The sequence below is a fragment of the Arthrobacter sp. 01T428 genome (assembly GCF_056398685.1).
Genome location: NZ_JBFTPW010000003.1, coordinates 195306 through 215385 on the forward strand (window position 1 = coordinate 195306; position 20080 = coordinate 215385).

At 64.4% G+C, this 20080-nt stretch carries 15 protein-coding genes and 2 pseudogenes; 7 read left to right on the forward strand and 10 right to left on the reverse strand.

The annotated features are described in order from the left end of the window. Positions 1–171 precede the first annotated feature (171 nt). Positions 172–651, reverse strand: a complete 480-nt coding sequence (locus tag AC1DJB_RS06295; RefSeq protein WP_306963860.1) for an SRPBCC family protein — start codon at positions 649–651, stop codon at positions 172–174. Between the two features lie 207 nt (positions 652–858). On the opposite strand from AC1DJB_RS06295, the gene AC1DJB_RS06300 reads away from it, so the two are divergent. Together AC1DJB_RS06300 and AC1DJB_RS06305 are read left to right on the forward strand one after the other, a co-directional pair. After that, a complete protein-coding gene (locus AC1DJB_RS06300; protein WP_441432694.1) occupies positions 859–1470 on the forward strand; it encodes a PadR family transcriptional regulator in 612 nt (203 codons plus the stop codon). Positions 1471–1621: 151 nt separating this feature from the next. After that, on the forward strand, positions 1622–2845 hold the full coding sequence (locus AC1DJB_RS06305) for an amidohydrolase (protein ID WP_441432693.1): 1224 nt from the start codon (positions 1622–1624) through the stop codon (positions 2843–2845). A 473-nt stretch (positions 2846–3318) separates the two neighbouring features. Here AC1DJB_RS06305 and AC1DJB_RS06310 read toward each other — a convergent pair whose 3' ends face one another. After that, positions 3319–4944, reverse strand: a complete 1626-nt coding sequence (locus AC1DJB_RS06310) for a phospholipase D family protein (protein ID WP_441437438.1) — start codon at positions 4942–4944, stop codon at positions 3319–3321. A gap of 108 nt (positions 4945–5052) precedes the next feature. On the opposite strand from AC1DJB_RS06310, the gene AC1DJB_RS06315 reads away from it, so the two are divergent. From AC1DJB_RS06315 to AC1DJB_RS06325, 3 genes and pseudogenes are all read left to right on the forward strand, one after another. Continuing rightward, positions 5053–5910 carry a phosphatase PAP2 family protein gene (locus AC1DJB_RS06315; RefSeq protein ID WP_441432691.1) on the forward strand — a complete coding sequence of 286 codons (858 nt, stop codon included), beginning with the start codon at positions 5053–5055 and terminating at the stop codon, positions 5908–5910. A gap of 127 nt (positions 5911–6037) precedes the next feature. Beyond that, positions 6038–8098: pseudogene (locus AC1DJB_RS06320) on the forward strand (phosphocholine-specific phospholipase C). Positions 8099–8326: 228 nt separating this feature from the next. Continuing rightward, entirely contained in the window at positions 8327–9607 is a 1281-nt protein-coding gene (locus AC1DJB_RS06325; RefSeq protein ID WP_476910031.1) for a hypothetical protein, read from the forward strand. A gap of 567 nt (positions 9608–10174) precedes the next feature. Here the strand turns inward: AC1DJB_RS06325 and AC1DJB_RS06330 are convergent. From AC1DJB_RS06330 to AC1DJB_RS06345, 4 genes and pseudogenes are all read right to left on the reverse strand, one after another. Then, positions 10175–11230: an SIS domain-containing protein gene (locus tag AC1DJB_RS06330; protein WP_441432689.1), complete on the reverse strand. Its 1056-nt coding sequence runs from the start codon at positions 11228–11230 to the stop codon at positions 10175–10177. Further along, positions 11227–12006 carry an ATP-binding cassette domain-containing protein gene (locus AC1DJB_RS06335; RefSeq protein WP_441432688.1) on the reverse strand — a complete coding sequence of 260 codons (780 nt, stop codon included), beginning with the start codon at positions 12004–12006 and terminating at the stop codon, positions 11227–11229. Before AC1DJB_RS06335 ends, AC1DJB_RS06330 begins: the two co-directional genes overlap by 4 nt. Continuing rightward, positions 12003–12473 (reverse strand): hypothetical protein, encoded by a 471-nt coding sequence (locus tag AC1DJB_RS06340; protein ID WP_476910062.1) that lies wholly within the window; start codon positions 12471–12473, stop codon positions 12003–12005. The genes AC1DJB_RS06335 and AC1DJB_RS06340 overlap by 4 nt, the downstream gene beginning before the upstream one ends. Continuing rightward, a pseudogene (locus tag AC1DJB_RS06345) lies at positions 12450–12854 on the reverse strand (alanine racemase); the annotation flags it as partial. The gene AC1DJB_RS06340 and the pseudogene AC1DJB_RS06345, both read right to left, overlap by 24 nt. A gap of 214 nt (positions 12855–13068) precedes the next feature. Between AC1DJB_RS06345 and AC1DJB_RS06350 the strand changes: the two are divergent. Then, positions 13069–13443: a transposase family protein gene (locus tag AC1DJB_RS06350; RefSeq protein ID WP_441438379.1), complete on the forward strand. Its 375-nt coding sequence runs from the start codon at positions 13069–13071 to the stop codon at positions 13441–13443. Positions 13444–14744: 1301 nt separating this feature from the next. On the opposite strand, the gene AC1DJB_RS06355 is transcribed toward AC1DJB_RS06350, so the two are convergent. From AC1DJB_RS06355 to AC1DJB_RS06370, 4 genes are all read right to left on the reverse strand, one after another. Next, a complete protein-coding gene (locus AC1DJB_RS06355) occupies positions 14745–15707 on the reverse strand; it encodes a carbohydrate kinase family protein (RefSeq protein WP_241708022.1) in 963 nt (320 codons plus the stop codon). A 118-nt stretch (positions 15708–15825) separates the two neighbouring features. Further along, entirely contained in the window at positions 15826–16620 is a 795-nt protein-coding gene (locus AC1DJB_RS06360) for an ATP-binding cassette domain-containing protein (protein ID WP_241708021.1), read from the reverse strand. After that, on the reverse strand, positions 16617–17663 hold the full coding sequence (locus AC1DJB_RS06365) for an ABC transporter permease (RefSeq protein WP_234750546.1): 1047 nt from the start codon (positions 17661–17663) through the stop codon (positions 16617–16619). The genes AC1DJB_RS06360 and AC1DJB_RS06365 overlap by 4 nt, the downstream gene beginning before the upstream one ends. A 95-nt stretch (positions 17664–17758) precedes the next feature. Beyond that, complete coding sequence (locus AC1DJB_RS06370) at positions 17759–18874, reverse strand: substrate-binding domain-containing protein (protein ID WP_241708020.1); 1116 nt, start codon at positions 18872–18874, stop codon at positions 17759–17761. A 166-nt stretch (positions 18875–19040) separates the two neighbouring features. Here AC1DJB_RS06370 and AC1DJB_RS06375 point away from each other — a divergent pair, with 166 nt between their 5' ends. Further along, a complete protein-coding gene (locus AC1DJB_RS06375) occupies positions 19041–20039 on the forward strand; it encodes a LacI family DNA-binding transcriptional regulator (protein WP_241708019.1) in 999 nt (332 codons plus the stop codon). Positions 20040–20080 lie beyond the last annotated feature (41 nt).

The following is a 20080-nucleotide window of genomic DNA, read 5'->3' on the forward strand; positions in this document are numbered from 1 at the left end:
GCACGCCCGGCAAGGCGCTCGCGGCTGGCTCGGCTCCGGGGTTGGCTCGCAACCGCACTCCACCGGGTGGCGTGGGGAATCGAGCCTAAAGTGCCAGCGTTCGTGGAGCCTTGCCGGTGAGGTGTACGGAAGGATCCGAGCTGTAGAAGACGACGAATTGCATTGTTTGCCTTAGCTGTCGAGTTCGGCGCTGTCGGATTCAGTGCTGTCGAGTTCGGCCAGGGTCTGGCCGAGCCGCGGAAGCACATGGTTTCGCCAGCCACCGCTCATGATGCGGTGCGATGCCACGTGCGTCGGCTCGTCGGGATTGAACCCGTCATGGACGAGCGACAGACGGCTGCCCGTGTCTTCCGCGGCGATCGACCACGTCACGGTGCTGTTGAGGCTGTTTCCGGAGTTCGCGTCCCGCCACGAAATACGCAGTAGCTTCTCCGTTTCCACGTCAAGGACTTCGCTGGCCACCAAACCGCTGAAGCCAACTGCCGGAACGGGAATCCCGCGCATCTGGAACTGATGCCCGACGATCGCTTGGAAGTCGTTTTCCATCAACCAGCGGGCGATCAGCCTGGGTTCCGTCAGAGCCCGCCAAACCTTGGCGGGCGAATGCGGCAGGAATTCTTCGACCTCGATGGTCGTCAGTTGTTCGCTCATCTGTTGTCCTCAATCTCGTTAGCGACCATCCTAAGTTCCGAGTGGGCAATCGGCAGAGCGATCGGGTATCCCCGGCGTGCGTCGCAGACCAAGTTCGAACAAAATCCAGCTCTTGTTTAACGACAGTCAGCGATATATCGTTAAGTATCGCAGAACAAACTGCGAGCCTGAGGGCAACCCACAAAACACTGAAAGGACGATGCCGTTATGAAAGGCATTCACGACAATAAACACACAGATTGCGGTCCGGATATGGAACGTTTCGGACGCGGCCGCAGCCGTCGCGGTCCCCACGGACACGGCGGATTCGGGCCGGGCCGCGGATTTGGGCCGGGCCGCGGTTTCGGACCAGGATTTGGTCCCGGCTTTGGTCCCGGGGGCCCGCGTCGGGCCAACAAGGGCGACGTTCGTTTCGCGATCCTCTCCCTGCTGGCTGAAGCGCCATCAAATGGATACGGGCTCATTAAGACAATCGCCGAGAAGACGTCGGGATCGTGGCGCCCAAGCCCGGGTTCCGTCTATCCGACCCTGCAGCAGCTCGTTGACGAGGAACTCATTGCGCCCGTCGGCGAAGGCCGGCGCACCGAGTTCACACTCACCGATGCCGGGAAGGCATATGTAGCGGAGCATGCTGAGGAGCTGGAAAATGCGTGGAACATCGATCCGGAGGGATCAGGACCCGCGTTCCACCAGAGCGTGGCAAAGCTCATGGGAGTCATCCATCAATTCCGCTTCGCCGCAACGGACGAACAGCGTACGGCGGCTATGGAAAAGATCGACGAAGCCCGGCGAGCGCTGTACCACATCCTCGCTGACTAGTACCGCCCCTTCCGAAGCCGCGACGTGGAAGTAATCCCGCTCGCGGCTTCGGAATGTACACTCCCCCGGTTCGGTTTCCGGGTCTATGCTGGGTTTCCCGGTTGCGCGGGTTCGCCCAGGCGCCCGAACTGCTACTGAGAGCGATGGGTCCATGAGCGGTTGCGAAGCAGTCCTTGCAGGCCTTGAAGGAGAACTCGCCTGGATCCGGGACACATATATGGACCTGCACAGACACCCCGAGCTGAGCCTCGAGGAGCATGGGACCTCCAGGGTCGTCGAGGGGAAACTCGCGGGGTTCGGCTATGCCGTAACACGCATCGGGGGCACCGGCGTCGTCGGCATCCTCGCCAATGGGGACGGCCCAACGGTGCTTGCCCGCGCGGACATGGACGCGTTACCGGTCACCGAGGCGACGGGGCTGTCTTATGCGTCGGCCGTGGACGGTGTCATGCACGCATGCGGGCACGACTTGCACGTGGCTGCGCTGCTCGGCGCGGCCAAACTCATGGCCGACGGCCGGACAGCCTGGTCCGGGACGTATATCGCGCTATTCCAGCCCGGCGAGGAGATCGGGGCCGGGTCCCAAGCAATGCTCGACGACGGACTCGTCGCCAAAGTGCCGCGGCCGGACGTCGCCTTCGCGCAACATGTGATGCCGATCCCGGCAGGGATGGTAGCGACCACGCCAGGCCCCGTCCTCTCCGCCGCGGACTCGCTCAAGATCACCGTGTATGGGAAGGGCGCGCACGGCTCAATGCCGCACATGTCGGTCGACCCCGTGGTGCTTGCCTCCTCGATCGTGCTCAGGCTGCAGTCCATCGTCTCGCGGGAGACGAAACCGGGCGACTTCGCGGTTGTCACAGTGGGGGCGCTCAACGCCGGGACGACGTCCAACATCATCCCCGACCGCGCCACACTCCTGCTCAACGTCCGCACTTACGATACCCAGGTCCGTGCGTCGGTCCTCGCGGCCATTGAGCGGATAGTCCTTGGCGAGTGTTCCGCCGCGGGATCACCGCAAGACCCGGATTTCGAGTACTACGATCAGTTTCCCCTCACCCGCAACGACGCGGCTGTGACAGAGACGGTCCGGGCCGCATTCGCCGCCCACTTCGGGGAAGACTCAGTGCGTACCGCATATAGGCAGACCGCGTCAGAGGACTTCAGCCGCGTTCCGGACGCCTTCGGGGTCCCATACACGTTCTGGCTCCTAGGCGGCGCGGACCCCGAAACCTACCGGGCCGCCGTCGAACGCGGGACAGTGGCCCGGGACATACCGGCAAACCACTCTCCACTCTTCGCGCCCGTGATCGATCCGGCCCTGTCCATGGGCGTCCAAACCCACGTGGTCGCAGCGCTGTCCTACCTGGCTTAGGAGTACCACTGCCACTCGGGCGGTGCCCAGCCTGAGGGAACCTGATGGTTGTCCTTTGTACCGCATCGTGCACAGCTGTAGCTTGCCGACGGCGGCCGCAATCCGCTGCCATCGGCCGCATAGACCGCCGGAACATATTCATGGAATGTCAGGGGAAACCCCGGGCCGCACCGCCCGCAAGCCGGCACCCTTGGCAGCGCTGCGGGAATACAGGGACGATGGGTGGCAATTCGATGTCCAGCACGAGCAAGCGTCATGTTTCTCCCTCACGTCTTCATCGGTCGGGAATCGGCGTCGGCCAGATCCCCGAATTCAAAGTTCATTCCCGAGCGCCCACATCGTGTTGATGAACCCAGTCGGGCAGCCGGCGGGTAGTGGGTCAAACCCTATGCCAGGATTCACAGAAGGGCCATGGGCAAGCCGGAAGAGATGGTTCGCAATCAGTTATGCCGGGCCGCTTCGGCCCAGCTTGCCTAGAACCGGGTAGTGCCGCGCAGCCGGCGGGGACGGCCGTCCGGGTCCACGACGAAACGGCTGAGCGGATCCGCCCAGAGGCGCTGGAGGAAGGACACCGGTTCCGCGGTGTGGCGCCGCACGTTTCCGGTCGGACGGGGCGAGCGGCGCCCGGATTCATGCCAGTGGTCGAGGGCGCCGGCGCTGGCTTTCCACAGCCTGAGCCCCGCCGCCGGGTCGTGGAGTTGGGGATCGTCCTCCTCCAAACCCAGGTGTTCGGCCCAGAGTTGGAGCCGGAGCCCGCGGGCCAGCGGCCGGGAAGCGTGGCCGGCGCCAATGTCGTGGCCGTCAGCGCCGGGCGACTCTCCGTTGCCGGCGGTGGCGTCGAATACGGCGCAGGTGAGCTCGCTATCGGTGGTCCAGGACCGGCGGTTGAAATTGTCCGAGCCGCAGGTGAACCACATGTCGTCGATGATGCAGATCTTGGCATGGACGTAGATCGGAGTTCCCGAGCTGTTCTCCAGGTCGAACACTCCGACCCTGTCGGGTGCCGTCTGGTGCAACATCCTCAGGGCGCGAAGTTGACCGATCCGGCTTGCCGGTCCTACCAGAGGGCCGTCGGAGTCGGGGTAGCGGGGAACGACGGCGATCACGTTCAAGTCGGGGTTCCGCTCGAGGGCCCCGGCGATTCCGGCTGCAACTTCTGTCGACCACAAGTACTGGTCCTCGATGTAGATCAGCGAGCGGGCTCGGGCGAAGGCTTTTGCGTAACCGAGGGCAATGCTGCGTTCGCCTTCGGGTGCAAACGGGAACGGGGGACGTTTCACGCCGTAGGTGCGCAGTAGCTGCACTGCATGAGGACCGGCCGGTGGTGGCGGCGGGGCGGCAGCCGGGAGCGGTTCGGGGTGCCGGGGCATGCGGGCCAGGCGTTGCTGCAGTATCCGGTACGGGGTACCGCGGTCCAAGGGATGGGGGTCGTTCCACCGTTCAGCGAACACTGCGAGCACATCCGCAACCACGGGGCCACGCAGCTCGAGTGCGGCATCGTGCCACGGAGGCCGTTTCCCGTATCTGGGATCCATGGTTACCGCTTGCGGGTCTCCCCCATGGTCGGCGCCGTCCCGTCGGCTGTGGGAAAGGTCGAGCCCGCCAATGAACGCGACATCCCGCGAAGGATCGTCACGACGGCGGATGACGAACAACTTCTGGTGGTGGGAGCCGAACATTCGGACGCGCTGATCCAAAAGCACTTCTCCGCCGGCGTCGTTGATCTTGCGGGTAAGAAGCTCGTTGGATCGGCCGCTCATCGGAGCCGATACCCGCTCTCCATGGGATCTCCAGACAAGGCCCCGCACTTCCACCCCCGAGCGTGCCAACCCCGCTAGCAGATCCCCGATCGTCGGTCCGTCCGCCAGTAGCCGCTCGTCGGCGTCGCCACGCCAGTCGGTGAACCACACCCGGTCTCCCGCCTGAAGCGCGGTCAACTCCTCATGCAGTCGGGCAAAATAGCTCGCTCCATGAATCAGGGGCCGCACGAGGTTGCCCTCCGACCATGCCGGAGCCCCGGCACCGCCCGCGTGCACGTCCGTGGCCAGATTCCCCCGCTCAGCACGGCTCAGGAACCAGCTATCAGCGTCATTGTCCACTCCGTGCTCCTTCCCGGCGCCCGAGGCCAATCCTCTGGATCCGGACTTCAAACAGCCTAGAAGGTAACCTTACTGATCAAATCCATGCACGATGTGAGGCGGAAGACAATGGGCGTTCACCCCGAAGGCACATCGGACGAAGATTCAGCCGGAGGCAAAAGCGAGCTCAGCGACGACCGGTTTGTCGGCGACGCTGACCTGGCCCGGTGGAAGACCCCCGCCGGAAGGTGGCTCGCCTCCCGCGCACAACGCCTCAGCGCCCGTCTCGGCGCGTACGGTGCGCTGATCCTGGTCCTCGCTGCGGGAGCCGTCGTGGCATCACTGCTGGCCTTCGCGACCGGCGAGGTGTACGAGGCAGTGACGGAAGCAGATGGCGTGGCCGCCCTGGACCACCCGGTCCTGGAGGCGGCGATGACCTTGCGCAGCCCAGCACTCGACGCCGCCGCCACTGCCTACACCGATCTAGGCGGAGGAATCGGGATGCCGATCCTGGCCGCGATCGCCACCTCCGTCCTGGTCCTCCGGCGCCGCTCCTGGACCCCTGCGATCCTCATTGTCACTGCGGCTGCCGGCTCCCTGCTCATGACAATCGCCGGCAAGCAGCTCATCGGCCGTGCCCGGCCGCCGCTCATCGACGCCGTGCCGCCCTACGAGTATTCCCCCTCGTTTCCCAGTGGGCATTCGCTGAACTCGTTCGTCATCGCTGGAATCATCGCCTACCTGGTCATCCTGCGTTGCCGCTCCCGCCGGGCCCGAGCCTGGACCGTGACCGCCGCGGCCCTCTTCGCCCTGACCATCGGCCTCAGCCGGGTGTTCCTGGGCCACCACTGGCTCACGGATGTCCTGGCGGCCTGGACCCTCGGTGCCGCCTGGCTGGTCCTGGTCATCACTGCCCACCGCCTTTATCTCACCGCCCGAAAGACGGAAAAGCTCAGCCACTCCCCGGGCGGGACTCCAGGCGGATGAACGCCGGTTCCGGCGCAGCGGCCGCATGTTGCCCCAAAATTTGCCTTTCCGGCACTTAACTTTTGCCTGGCGCTGGAAGAGTCGGTCGGGGGTTTTCGTCAGCTAAGCCAAGCACTGGGAGCAGCTCATGTCAGGTCTCAACCGTCGGCGTTTTCTTCAACTATCCGGGGCCAGCGCAGCCACCGCAGCAATCGCTGAGATGCTCGGCGAGAGCATCGCTCGCGCCGCGACCATCCCGGCCAACCGTGCCACCGGCTCGATCAAGGATGTCGAGCACGTCATCGTCTTCATGCAGGAGAACCGTGCCTTCGACCACTACTTCGGCACGCTCAAGGGCGTGCGTGGGTTCGGAGACCCGCATCCGGCCATACTCCCGAGCGGAAAGGACGCGTTCGCGCAGAACAACGGGACGCGGGACATCCTCCCGTACCACCCAGCCGCACCGAATCTCGGCATGCAGTTCATGGAAGACCTCGACCACTCGTGGAAGCTCACCCACGAGGCCTTCAACGTAGGCAAGTACGACAAGTGGCTCCCCGCCAAGTCCGAGGCCACCATGGCGTTCTACGAGCGCGGCGACGTCCCGTTCCACTTCGCCCTCGCGGACGCGTTCACCATCTGCGACCAGTACCACTGCTCGCTGCTTGGCCCCACGGACCCCAACCGCTACTACATGTTCACGGGCTGGGACGGCAACGACTACAAAGCCGGCGGCCCCGACCTGTGGAACGCCGAGGTCGGCTACTCGTGGAGCTCATAACCCGAGGAGCTCGAGAAGGTCGGCGTGAGCTGGAAGGTGTACCAGGACGTCGGCGACGGCCTCACGGCTGCGGGCTACTGGGGCTGGACGGGCGACCCTTACATCGGCAACTACGGCGACAACTCGCTCCTCTACCTCACGCAGTACCAGCACTCGAAGCCCGGCAGCCCGCTCCACGAGAAGGCGCTGACCGGCACGAACGCGAAGGCCGGCGACGACCTGTTCCGGATCTTCCGCGAGGACGTCGCGGGCGGGAAGCTCCCGCAGGTCTCATACGTCGTGGCCCCCGAGGCGTACACCGAGCACTCGAACTGGCCGCCGAACTTTGGAGCCTGGTATACGGCGAACATCCTCAACATCCTTACCTCCAACCCGGATGTCTGGAGCAAGACGGCCGTGTTCTTCATGTACGACGAGAACGACGGCTTCTTCGACCACGTCGTGCCGCCGCACCCCAACACCTCGCAGATCCCGGGCGCATCCACGGTTTCGACCGCGGGCGAGTGGTACGACGGCCGGATGACGTTCTCAGGCATCGCCGACGTCCCGGGCCATTACGGTCTCGGCGTGCGCGTGCCGATGCTGGTCGTCTCGCCGTGGAGCATGGGCGGATGGGTGTGCTCGGAGACGTTCGACCATACGTCGATCGTGCGCTTCCTCGAGTCGCGCTTCGGGGTGAAGTCCCCCAACATCTCGCCGTGGCGCCGCGCAGTGTGTGGTGACCTCACGAGCGCGTTCGACTTCACGGCGAACGGGGGTGCGGCCCCGGCCCTGCCCGACACCTCGGCATTCAAGCCCGCGGACCACAACCGGCACCCGAGCTACGTGCCGACGCCTCCCGCAGTGAACTCGATGCCGGCCCAGGAGAAGGGCACGCGCCCGTCGCGCCCGCTCGGATACGCGCTCGACGTCGAGGTCTCGATGTCGAGCGGCAAGCTCTCCGCCCGCTGGTCGAACGCCGGGGCGATCGGCGCACACGTGCAGGTCCGCTCGAATCTCCTTCCGGCGGGCCCGTACTCGTACACGATCGGCTCGGGTGCGGCCCTCGACGCCGCGTGGGCGCTTGGCGCCGAGTACGACGTGCAAATGCATGGCCCGGCAGGTTGGTACCGCCGTTTTGCAGGCACGACGGCGGCCGCGGACATCCGTGCGACCGTCACCCGCGACGGCGTGTCCGGCCACGCGCAGTTCCGGATCGAGAACACCGGCACGGCCGCGGCCGCCCTCACGCTCACCGACGCGTATGGCGCCGGGTCGCAGGCCCTCGGCCTCAACCCAGGCCAGGCCAAAACCGTGGTGATCCCGACGCAGGGCGGCTGGTACGACCTCAACATCACCGCCGCGGCGGATCCGAAGCTCGTTCGAGTCCTCGCGGGACGCCTCGACGACGGCCGGGCGCTCACCTCCGATCCGCAACTGGGCAGATAACGGGCGGTCACCCGAAAGCAGCAACGTGCCCACCTTCGTCTGGATCGGTCCCAACCAGTTCTAGATCGGTCAACATTAGACCAGATCACGGTGTCGGCCCCTCGCAGATTATGCGATAGTTTGCCGTAAGAACGGGGGCACCATTCGCGGCGGGGGGAACGGAATGACCTACATCTGTGGACACACCTCAGCTCGGGCTCCAGGCGATGTTCCTGCCGAGATGCCCGCATGAAGGCCGGCACTCTCCGGGAGTCGATGATGGAAGCGGCCGCTGACCGCTGGCTCAGCGCTTCCGACTTAGTCGCCGCCGCACGGAGCACTGGTGTTCTTTCGGATCATCGACGGGCCAGGGAACTCACCCTCGAAGCGATCAAAGAGCTGGTTGCCGAAGAATTATTGGTCGCGGGAGCATTCGGAACCGGCCGGTATATGCCTTGGACGCTGACAGGCACGGATGCGGCGCGCAAGGTCGAGGGCGAGTGGAACACGAGCGCCATGTCCCGCACATGGTTCACGGCAAAGGCCAACCTGACCTCGTCCGAGCTCGGCGATCTTCCACAGAGAACCCCTCGCCACTCTGCACGCGAAACCGCCGAGGATCCGCTGGCGGTCACGGGCAGCGAGGCGACGGGACCCTGGGTCCAGGTCACCAGGGAAACCCGTATAGCGGCGACCATCCCGCCAGACTCCGCGCCTCCGGCGTGGAAAGGAAGCTGGCTTCGCAGGAGGCTTTGGCTCAAACGAGCCGCCGCCGTGTTCGTCATCGCATCTGTCTCAGGCTGGCTCGGATGGGCCGTCATCGCGGGGATCAAACACACACTCGCCAGCTACACCAAGATCGACGGGACAGTCACGGCACAAACCGATACCTCGGCACGCCGCGTTTCCTCGTGTCAGCTGGACGTGGACTACTCAGTCGGCGGCCGCCAACTGCATAGCGTCGCCAAAGTCAACGCGAACTGCCATACTCTGCCGGGCCCGGGGTTCCCGACAACTATCGACGTCGACACAACCGATCCCCAAGACATATGGATCGACGGCGCCAACGATGCGAACCATCCCGATCCGTCGGCCTTGGCGATATTTCTGCTAATACTGCCGCCCGCAATCGCCCTCGTACTCAGGAACGAGCTCGGAGACTATGGCAGAATCCGGAAACTGCTCGCCTCTGGAGCCCAGTGGCGGCAGGTCGAGGTCACCGTCACACGGAAAACCGCCGGTCGAGAGGGCGTCATTATCCGGCTCGAAGGAAAGGACCCCGCAGGAAACCGGCGCTCGTTCTATATCTTGTCCCGATTTGTGAGCCTGATCGGCCACGCCAGCAAAGGCGACAAAGCAAGCCTCAAGCTCATCGCGGACGGCGAAGGGCGGGCGCTCATCCGGAGACCCGATACCGGCCGAATACGCGTTGCGCGCATCAGCAGATCGAGTTGGCCACTAGGTTGGGGCGACCGGCTATTGGTCGGGCGCACCGCGAAATTGGTAACGCGCAGGTCAAAGCCAAACTAAGCGCCCCCTGTCGGATTCGAACCGACGACCCCCGATTTAGGCCCAGTCCCTTTGCTTACCCGTGATCTGGTGGTTTTCGCCAGGATTCTCGGGGTTTTGGAGGCAACGATGGGCGATGATTTGTCATTGGTTGCCGCTCATTAGGGTGAGTTAAAGGTGAGTCGGTCGCAATTGGGGGCCGCCTGGCTCTGTCTGGCATTCCGTCCGATACCCGGGGCAGGACGAGGACGATAATGCACTCCTGGCGTCATGCCGCGTTTGCAACGGCCGGCCTCTGGTGTTGCTGGTTACCCACAGCCAGGGCGGGGATACGCCGCAATGTCGTCGAACAGAACTTCAACGCCTTCACGCAATGGCGCGGCCCTGGACGAGGCGTTCCGCGGCAGGAAAACTGGCGGCCTCGATGCTTGACCGCCTCGCGATACAGGTGGCAGCCAGCCGGGTTGAACGACAATTACCACCGATGACGAAGCCTCGATCCGGCTGTTAGCCGGATTCGCCACACGGCGTTGAACGCCGGCCACTCGTTGACCTCGGGACTCTTTCGGGCGGATGTGGTGGCGCGGATTAGTGGGTCTTGGTGACTTTGGCGAGACCGACTGGACTGTCTGGGTCGAGTCCGCGGCGTAGTGCCAGTTCCAGGGCCAGTCTCTGCAGCGGGAGAATGTCGACGAGCGGCGACAGTTCGGTCGACACCGTGGCGCTCGGCACCTGGACCTGGGCGGCCGCGATTGTCCGGCCGCCCAGCTCAGCGACGAGCCCGCCGAGCCGGGTGGCCGCTTCGGCGAAGGAGATGACGGAGTCGCGGCCTGCGTCGCCGCGCGTCAACGCGATGATGCCCGCGCCAGGCACGACTTGCCCGAGCGGGCCATGGGTCGCATCGGCGGCGCTCCAGCCCGAGGCTGCGATCGCGTTCGTCTCCATGAGCTTGAGGGCACCCTCCTTCGCGGTGGCCATCCCGTAGCCTCGGCCGACGATGAGGATGCGTTCGCGGCCCTCGAAGGCATCGACCAGCTCGTCGAGTGGCTGACCGAGGACTGCGATCGCCTCCTCCGCTGTCGCACGGACGCGAGTTCCGATGTCGTCCCAATCGAGGCCGGCGACGCGGAACACCACGAGTGCGATGGCCAAGAGCTCCGCGGTGTATGTCTTGGTCGCGGCAACTGAGAGTTCCGGCCCGGCCGCGAGCGGAATATGAACGCGCCCGAGTGCGGCGAGGGCGCTCCGGGAATCGTTGGTGATCGCGACGATGGGCACGCCCGCTTCGGCAATGGATTCGGCGGTCGCGAGCAGGTCCGGGGACTGGCCCGATTGGGAAACGGCGACGGCGACAGTCGAGGGGTAGCGGAGGCTCGTGTCGAACGCGGTCACCGTTGCCGGGGTCGCCAGCATGGCCGGGATGTGAAGAAGGTTGTGGACGAGGTATTGGCCGTACATCGCGGCATGGTCGCTTGACCCTCGTGCCACGAAGACGAGCAATTCTGGTTGGGTTTCACGGATCAGGTCGGCGGCGGCGTCGATGGCGACCCGCTGGTCATCAAGCAGGTCGATCCAGCGGCTGGGCTGCTCGGCGATCTCCGCCCGCATTAGTGCCCCGGGCCCGTCGATGATCGCCGCGCTCACGAAGCGAGCCCCGTGATCATCGAGATCAGCTCATTGTGGGACGTGTCGGCGACGCGCCGGGTTCCCACCTGTGTCCCGCGTCGGAGGACGGTAACCCGGTCGGCGATGCGGAAGACCTGCTCCATGTTGTGGCTGACGACGAGTACGGCGGCGCCGCGCTCCTTGAGTTTGAGGATGGTCTCCTCGACCTTCGCGGTCTCGGCCACCCCCAAGGCCGCCGTCGGTTCATCCATGAGCACAAGGCTGCTGGCCCAATGGGTAGCGCGAGCGATGGCTATGCCCTGTCGTTGGCCGCCCGAAAGGTCGCTGAGCGTCGATTTCGCAGAGGGGATGCGCACATCCAGCTCGTCGACGAGCGCCTGCGTGCGCGTTGCCATCCCCTTGCGATCGAGCGTGCCGAACGGCGGCTTGCGCAGTTCGCGGCCGAGGAACAGGTTCATGTACACCGGCTGGAGGTCGACGAGTGCGAGATCCTGGTAGACGACCTCGACCCCCTTCGTGCGTGCATCGGAGGCGTCGCGAAAGATGGTTCGTTCCCCGTTCAACCAGATCTCCCCGTCGGTGGGCTGGTAGAGGCCGGAGATGATCTTGACGAGCGTCGATTTGCCGGCGCCGTTGTCGCCGACAAGCGCGACGATCTCGCCTGGCTCGATCTCGAGGTCGAACCGCTTGATGGCGACGATGCCGCCGAAGTGCTTGCTGATGCCGTCGAGCCGTAGCGGCTTGACCGTTCCGTCGTCGGGTTTCGGCGTGGATGTGGGGTCTGCGGTGATCATGCTGTCCTCCTGGGTGCAGCGAGTGTGTCGGAGATGGTGAGGGGTGCTGAGCCGTCGGAAGACCAGATACCGGCGACCGTCGGCGTTCCGGTGGAGAGGCCCGCAATGCCGGCGGTGAGGGCGCGGGTGACGAACACTTGGGGGCGGAACCCGAACAGCACGGTGTCGCCTGGTTGTGCGCGGTGGTCGCCGAGGGGAACGGTGGCGTAATAGTCGATCGCGTCGGCTGCCGGCATGTCCACCCGTAGCTCGGGCGCGGTGACCGCGTTGGTATCCGGCGCCACAAGGAGTGCTGTTGTCGTCGAGCCACCGAGCACCGGATCGACGTAGAGGCCACCGCCGAAGACGTAGGCGTCGCCGTTCCAGAGGTGGGAGACCTCGGAGACATAGGCGATGGCGGGTTCCTCCACGAGGTCCTGCACCGCGTGGATCGGAGTGGTGCCCGTCAGGCCGTGTCCCGGTTCCACTTGGGTGGCTCCGGCCTCGGCGAGCGTTGCCAGGATGGAAACGGAGGTCGTTCCTGGCGCGTTCACCTGCACATCCCGGCGGCCCGCTCGTTCCAGTTCCCGCAAGGCCGTGGTGAGCGTGGCGAGGTTCGGAGTGGAGCGTGCGCCACCCGTTGTGGCGTCGAAGAGCGTTGCGGGGAAGGTGGTGATGCCAGCGAACCGAACGCCATCAATGGCATCGATCCGGTCGGCAGCGCCCACGACGTCGCTGGCGTCGAACCCGCCCTCGTGTCCGCGATAGAACCGATCGCCCGGGGCCTGGATACGCAACAGTACGTCTTGGACCCGGCCGTGCGCCATAGCGGCGGCGCCGGCTTCAGCTGCCTTCGTTTCCGAGAAAACCGTCCAGTAGAGCGGTTCGAGCGTCGGACAGCAATGAAAAGGCTACGCGCTGGCCCTAGGCGAAAGTTCGCGTCCGCGCTGTCCGCGGTATGCCAGGTTGACGGCTCTTCGTGGTTGGTGGGGAAATGAGTTCGTGTCGTTGAAGACAAGGGGGCCCGTGGCCCTGCTGGGATGAGTGTGTCTATGCATTCAACCTGGAACAGGACCACGAGCCTTGAACGAGCCTACCGGTGTCGCAGCTGAGGCTGCCACCAACATCTTCAACCTGCCCGATTACCGTGTCATTTCCACCGGCGTGAGCCCCGATGGCGGCCGGAGGGTCATTGTCGAAACCGACCAGCCGCCGGGCTGCCCCACGTGCGGGGTGGTTGCGTCGCGGCGGAAGGAACGACGCTTCCAGCGGATCCGGGACATTCCTGTCGCCGGCCCGGTGGAGGTCCTCTGGTCCAAGTACCGCTGGTATTGCGAAGAACCGACGTGCGGGAGGCTCTCGTTCTTTGAGTCCACCGCCCAGGTCCCGCGGCGTGTCACCACCCGCGCCGTAGAGGACATCCGCATCGAGGAGGAATTCTTCGACACCGTTTTCTGACAGCCATGCATCAGACTGCTCCGCAAGTTGTCCAGAATCCATAAGGGATCGCGACGTGGTGTTAAAGGTGAGTCCGGCGCCAAAAAGTTCAAATGGCTCTGACCAGAATCAACAAACCCGCAGGTCAAAGCCAAACTAAGAGCCCCCTGTCGGATTCGAACCGACGACCCCCGCTTTAGGACCCAGGTCCTCTGTGCGCCTTGAATATGTCCCTCTCCCCCGGAATCTAGGGGTTTTTGTAGGCGACGATGGGTGATGAATTGTCATTGGTTGACGCTGATTAAGGTGAGTTAAAGGTGAGTCGGTTGCAATCTCCGGGGCCTCGCTCGGCCAAGTCGCCGCTTGTGGAGCTCGTCCCCTACTTGGACATTCTCGTGCTCGACCACAGGAGCACAGGAGCACAGTAAAGCCCAACAGCTCTGCTGCTTTCCCGCACAGATGTGGCGTCGTGTTTGGGCCCTTACCGCTGACCACAGGCAGCCGTAGTCATCGCTGTTTGTCATTCTGATCGTCGATTATCGCTGGGCCGGCCCTCCGCGCAACCAGGGCGTTTTGCGCCGGCCCCAATCCAAAACTTCGCTCGGCGCTCCGCTTCTTTCCTCGCGAACTTTCGGATCGTTCCCGGTTCCCCAAGTTGCACTCCGGCCCCTCATGCCCAGCGGAGGCGCCTCTATCAGAACGACGCCGGAACCTAACGCCCACTCGCCCACTGGCGACGCCGCCTCGGAAAGAGAAGGACCATGGAAACGCTCATGATCAAAACTGCTGCCGATGTCCTCAGTTTCCCCGGCCACACCCCAAGTTTCTGGCCGCACGAAAGCCTCGTGTGCATCACCCTGGACACCGACCACATCGGCGTGACGGGGTGATAACACCGATACAAACACGGCGAGTACGGGTCCGTCCTGGACCCCGGACAGGACGGAGCCGAGCATTTCCAAATCGAATTCGACGGGTCCAGGGTCCGAACTGCCGCCTCGCTCGACGGGAAAGATGGAACCGGCTCGGGGCCTACTGGATATCAGCTTCATCAGCGACGACCATGCCGGGCTCTTGCGTTTCACAGAAGCTCTCGCTGGGATTGCCGCAAAGGATCTGACGGAGCGCCGACTTTGAGAGCGTCACCTTTACGAGCTGAACCTTGGCCAATGCCCGGGACTCTCAGCTGGGGCTTCCGTCGCAGTGCAGGAACATGAAGAGCATTAGCGTCGTTGAAGATCTCGCTTCTTGGCCTGAATGAGCGCACACACAAGTGGACGGCGGTGCGTCGAACTGACAGCCGAAGATCGGGCGGTGGATGGTTAAGAATAGGCGACGGCGTGCCGACGTCGCCGAGGGCCTGCCAGACGCGTCTGCAACTCTTCGGCGGTCGGCGGGTTGGCGCCCGGGCGGCTCACTGTGATTGCGGCGGCCATCGACGCGGTCTGCCCAATGGCTTCGAGCCCGGGCGGCGTAAACGCTTCGTCGCCCCGGGTCAGCAGTCCGAAGATGAGTGCGGACATGTAGGAGTCGCCGGCGCCGATGGTGTCGGCAACGTCGGTTTTCACGGACGGGATGCTGAAGCGGCCGCCGGGTGTGGCGACAAGGGCACCGTCGGCGCCCTTGGTGATGACGGCCAGGCGCGCGCCATGTTGCAGCAAGTGGGAGGCGACGTCGTCCGGGGACCATCCGGGGTAGAGCCAGTGTGCATCTTCGTCGCTGAGTTTGACGACGTCCGTGAGCGGAAGCAGGTCCTCGAAGATCGTCGTTGCCTCGGTGTGGCTGCCAAGGAGAGCAGGGCGGATATTGGGGTCGTAAGTGACCAGGCAGGACTGGTGGCACTGCTCGAGAAGAGTGCGGACGGTGCCGGCTCCCGGGGCCAGGAACGTAGCGATCGAGCCCGTGTGCAGAATTTTCGGGATCATGGCCGGCGCCACAGGTGCCAGCTGCCAGGCGATGTCGAACTCGTAGCTGGCTGAGCCGTCGGCAGCCAATGTCGCGGTGGCGGTTGCCGTCCGTTCAAGGGAAGCGGATCCGGGAAGAAGCTCGACGCCTGCGCTGTGGAGGTGGTTGGTGATGGCGGTGCCGTGCTCGTCGTCGCCGATTGCCGTGAGCAGCCCGGTCCGGATGCCGAGCCGCCCGAGGCCATAGGCGACGTTGGCCGGGGACCCGCCCGGATAACTGATGGATCCTTCGGGGCCGTTGACGATGTCGATCAGGGCTTCGCCGATGACAACAGCGTCTATCAGCTCGTGGTTGGAGCCGTCCGGTTGGGGTTTGTGCATCGGGGTTCTTTCTTCGGGTTGACTGGTGGGAGCCCGGTATGGATCCGTCCGCGGACCTGTTGGCAGGTCCGCGGACGGAGAAGGGGCTCCGGTGGAGCGGGAGGTGCCGGTGGGCCCGTCAGGCCTTTGCGGCTCCTGTCATGATTGCGACGGCGTCGGTCATGCTGTGGGACTGCGGGGTGATGGTGGCCGCGCACTTGCCCAGGCGCTGGATGTGGATCCGGTCGGCCACATCGAACACGTGCGGCATGTTGTGGCTGATCAGGATGACCGGCAGGCCGCGGTCGCGCAGGTCGCGGACCAGTTGGAGGACCTGGTTCGATTCGCGCACGCCCAGGGCCGCCGTCGGCTCGTCCAGAACGACCACCTTGGACCCGAAAGCCGCCGCGCGTGCCACGGCGACGGCCTGGCGCTGGCCGCCGGAAAGGTTCTCGACCGGAACTGTGACATCCTGCAGGGTGGAGATGCCCAGCCGGGTCAGCTCTTCCTTCGCCTTCCTGCGCATGCCTTTGGTGTCGAGCATCCGGAACACGCTCCCCAGGAGGCCCGGGAGTCGTTCTTCACGGCCGAGGAACAGGTTCGAGGCGACATCGAGGGCCGGGGAGACGGCCAGGTTCTGGTAGACCGTTTCGATGCCGTGGACCCGCGCGTCCTGCGGTCGTTTGAAGTGGACCTGCTGTCCCGATACGTAGAGCTCCCCGGCGTCGGGGACTTCGGCGCCGGTGAGGCACTTGATGAGCGTGGACTTGCCGGCGCCGTTATCGCCGATGACGGCCAGTACCTCGCCCGGGTACAGGTCCAGGCTCACGCCGTCGAGGCCGACGACGCGGCCGAAGGTCTTGACGAGGTTCCTGGCCTTGAGGATGGGTTCGCGGGTGTTGGTGTGGGAGGCTGCAAATTCTGTCGTGGTCATGACTTGACCTTTCGGATCCACTGGTCGATAGACACGGCAACGATGATCAGGATCCCGACGGCGAGAGTCTGGTAGAGGACGTCCAGGCCTGCGAGTGAGAGACCGTTGCGGAAGATGCCGACGATCAATGCGCCAAGCAGGGAACCCCAGATGGAGCCGCGGCCGCCGAAGAGGCTGGTTCCGCCGATCACGACGGCGGTGATGGAGTCCAGGTTCAGGTCGACCCCGGCGTTCGGGCTGGCGGCGTTCGTCCGGCCTATCTGGATCCAGGCACCGACTGCCAGCACCGCCCCGGCGGCAAGGTAGACGCTCATCAGAACGCGGCTCACAGGAATGCCGGCCAACCGGGCGGCTTCCTTGTCATCGCCCACGGCGTAGACGTGCCGTCCCCAGGCGGTCTTGCCCAGGATGAAAGCGACCACGACGTAGAGCAGGATCATCATGACGACGCCGGTGGAGATGCGTACGGGTCCGATCGGGAACGTGCTTCCCAGCCATGTGAGCACCGGCGGCATCGCGGATCCGCGGACCGTGCTGCCGCCGGAGTAGAGCAGCGTCAAAGCGACGAAAATGTTCAGCGTTCCGAGGGTGACGATGAACGGCGGGAGCCGGAATCTGGTCACCAGGAAGCCGTTGAGTGCCCCGGCCGCCAGACCGACGGCGAGACCTGCAATGAGGGCGAGCGGCCCGGGGATGCCGTTGCTGACTGCGAGCTGGGCGATCACCATTGACGACAGGATCATGACCGCCCCGACCGAGAGGTCGATGCCGGCCGTCAGGATGATCAGGGTCTGGGCGATCGCCAGGGTGCCCACCACCGCGACCTGCTGCGTGATGAGAGACAGGTTCTCCACCCGCAGGAAGCGCTCATTGAGGATCCCGAAGACCACCACCGCGATCAGCAGGACAATGGCGGGGCTGAGGGCCGGGTAGCGGTGGAGAATGTTGCGGATTCTGCTGAGAGGGGTCTGGCGGTCGAGGAATTCCTCGGCCAGGTCAGCATGACCGGCGCTCGGCGGGCCGGCGGTCTGTTGCTGGGTCACTTGAATTGCTCCTGAACTTCAATGTTCTATAACTGTTGTCGTGCTGGGTATTCTGCGGGGAGGCGCTTTTAGCGCGCCCCCCGCAGAGAGAGGCGTTACTTGCCCCAGCAGATCTGGGAAGCAGCCGTCGTGTCGATGCTCTGCAGTCCGGAAACTGCCTTGTCCGTGACGAGTGCGGAGCCGGTGTTGAAGAAGTCCAGGCCCGCTGAGACCGTGGGCTTCTTGCCTGATGTGGCCAGGTCCTGGATGGCCTGGACGCCCAGCTGGGCCATCTTCACCGGGTACTGCTGGGCAGTGGCACCGATGATGCCGGACTTGACGTTGTTCACGCCGGTGCAGCCGCCGTCGATGGAGACGACCAGCACGCCCTTGTCCTTGCCCGCGGCCTTCAGGGCCTCGTAGGCGCCTGCCGCGGCAGGTTCGTTGATCGTGTAGACGACGTTGATGTTCGGGTTCTTGGACAGCAGGGTTTCCATTGCCGTGCGGCCGCCGTCTTCGGCGCCCTGGGAGGCCTGGTTGCCGACGATCTCGTAGTCCCCGCCCTTGCCGCCGGTGTACTTGCCGGTCTTGGCCTCGTCACCGTTTTTCGTCTTGTCGGCGGTGTCGATGCCCAGGCCGGTCAGGAACCCCTGGTCGCGGTTGTAGTCAACCGAGACGACCTTGTCGCTGAACAGGTCCACCAGCGCAATGGTGGCCTTCTTGCCGTCCAGCTGCGCCGCGGTCCACTGGCCGATCTGCTTGCCGGCCGCGAAGTTGTCGGTAGCGAAGGTGATGTCCACGGCACTTGCCGGGTCCGGCGGGGTGTCCAGGGCGATCACGTACAACCCCGCGTCGCGGGCCTTCTTGATCGCGTCGACGACGGCCGGGCCGTTCGGGGTGATCAGGATGCCCTTGTCACCGCTCGAGATGGCGTTCTCGATGGCCTGGATCTGAGTGTCCTCGTCGCCGTCGGACTTGCCTGCAGCGAGCTTCAGGTCAATATTGCCGCCTTCGGCTGCCTTCTTCGCGCCGTCCTCCATCGCCACGAAGTACGGGTTGGAGGTGGTCTTCACGATCAGCGAAACGCCGATCTTTCCTGCGGCACCTCCGCTGGAGGAAGAGCTAGAGGAACTGCCTCCGCAGGCGGTCAAGCTAAGTGCGCCGAGGGTCAGGACTGCGCCGGCGGCAAGAAGGCGGGTCGCGGCCGGCCTCGGGGCTTTGGAACTCAACATTGAAACTCCTGTGTTTGTGGCGCCTTTCCGGCGCCAGACAACGATGTCATGTATCATGTAACCAAGCTCACACTGGGGAGTCAAGTGTTAATCGATGATGAGGAGCAGTTCGTTGACAACGGTGTCTAATCGTTACCAATCCGTTTCCGGGCGGAGGCCTCCGACGATGAAAAACGTCGCGGATCTCGCGGGAGTCGGGATCAAGACGGTCTCAAGAGTCGTGAACAACGAACCAGGCGTTTCGGAGGAAACACGCCAGCGGGTGCTCAGGGCCACGGAACAGCTGCAGTATCACCTTGACATGACGGCGGGCAGCCTGAAACGGTCCGGACGCAAGACCCAATCCATCGGGTTATTGCTGCCCAGTGTTTCCAACCCCTTCAGCGGCGAGATCCACAGGGCACTGGAAGACGCACTGACCGAGCGCGGGATTGCGGTTTTCGCCTCAAGCCTGGATGACGATCCGGAGCGGGAGAAAAAGCTGATTTCCGCTTTCCTGGGGCGCCGGGTCGACGGACTTGTCCTGACCCCGATCGCCAGAAGCCAGGCCTACGTCATCCCGGAGCACTCACGGAACCTGCCCATGGTGTTCATCGACCGCGAGCCGGTAGGCATCGAAGCCGACGCGGTGGTCACGGACAATGAGACGGGCGCCTCAAAGGCGGCCGCGCACCTCATCCGCCACGGCCACACCAGACTCGCCTACCTCGGCGACCGGACAGACATCCAGACGGCAACGAAACGCCGCACGGGGTTCCTGGAGGAAATCGGCAGGGCAGGAATTGCGACCTCGACCATCCCGGTGCGCAACGGACTCCACGACGAGGAGACCGCCCTCCGGGCGGCGATCGAGTTGCTCACCTCGGAGAACCCTCCCACCGCGATCTTCTCCAGCCAGAACCTGATCACCTTCGGTGCCATGCGCGCGCTGAGATCCCTTGGGTTGCATCACAAAGTTGCCTTGATCGGATTTGACGACTTCACCCTGGCCGACATGATGGAACCGGGGATCACCGTGATCGCCCAGCACCCCGAGCGCATCGGCAAACTCGCCGCCGAACGGATCCTCGCCAGAATCGACGGAGACGACGGCGCCCCGAAAACCTACATCGTCCCGTCAGAACTGATCCCTAGGGGATCAGGCGAGCTCCCGCCACTGAACTAACAACCAACTCTGCAAGACATCCGAACCCACCAAGTAAGGAC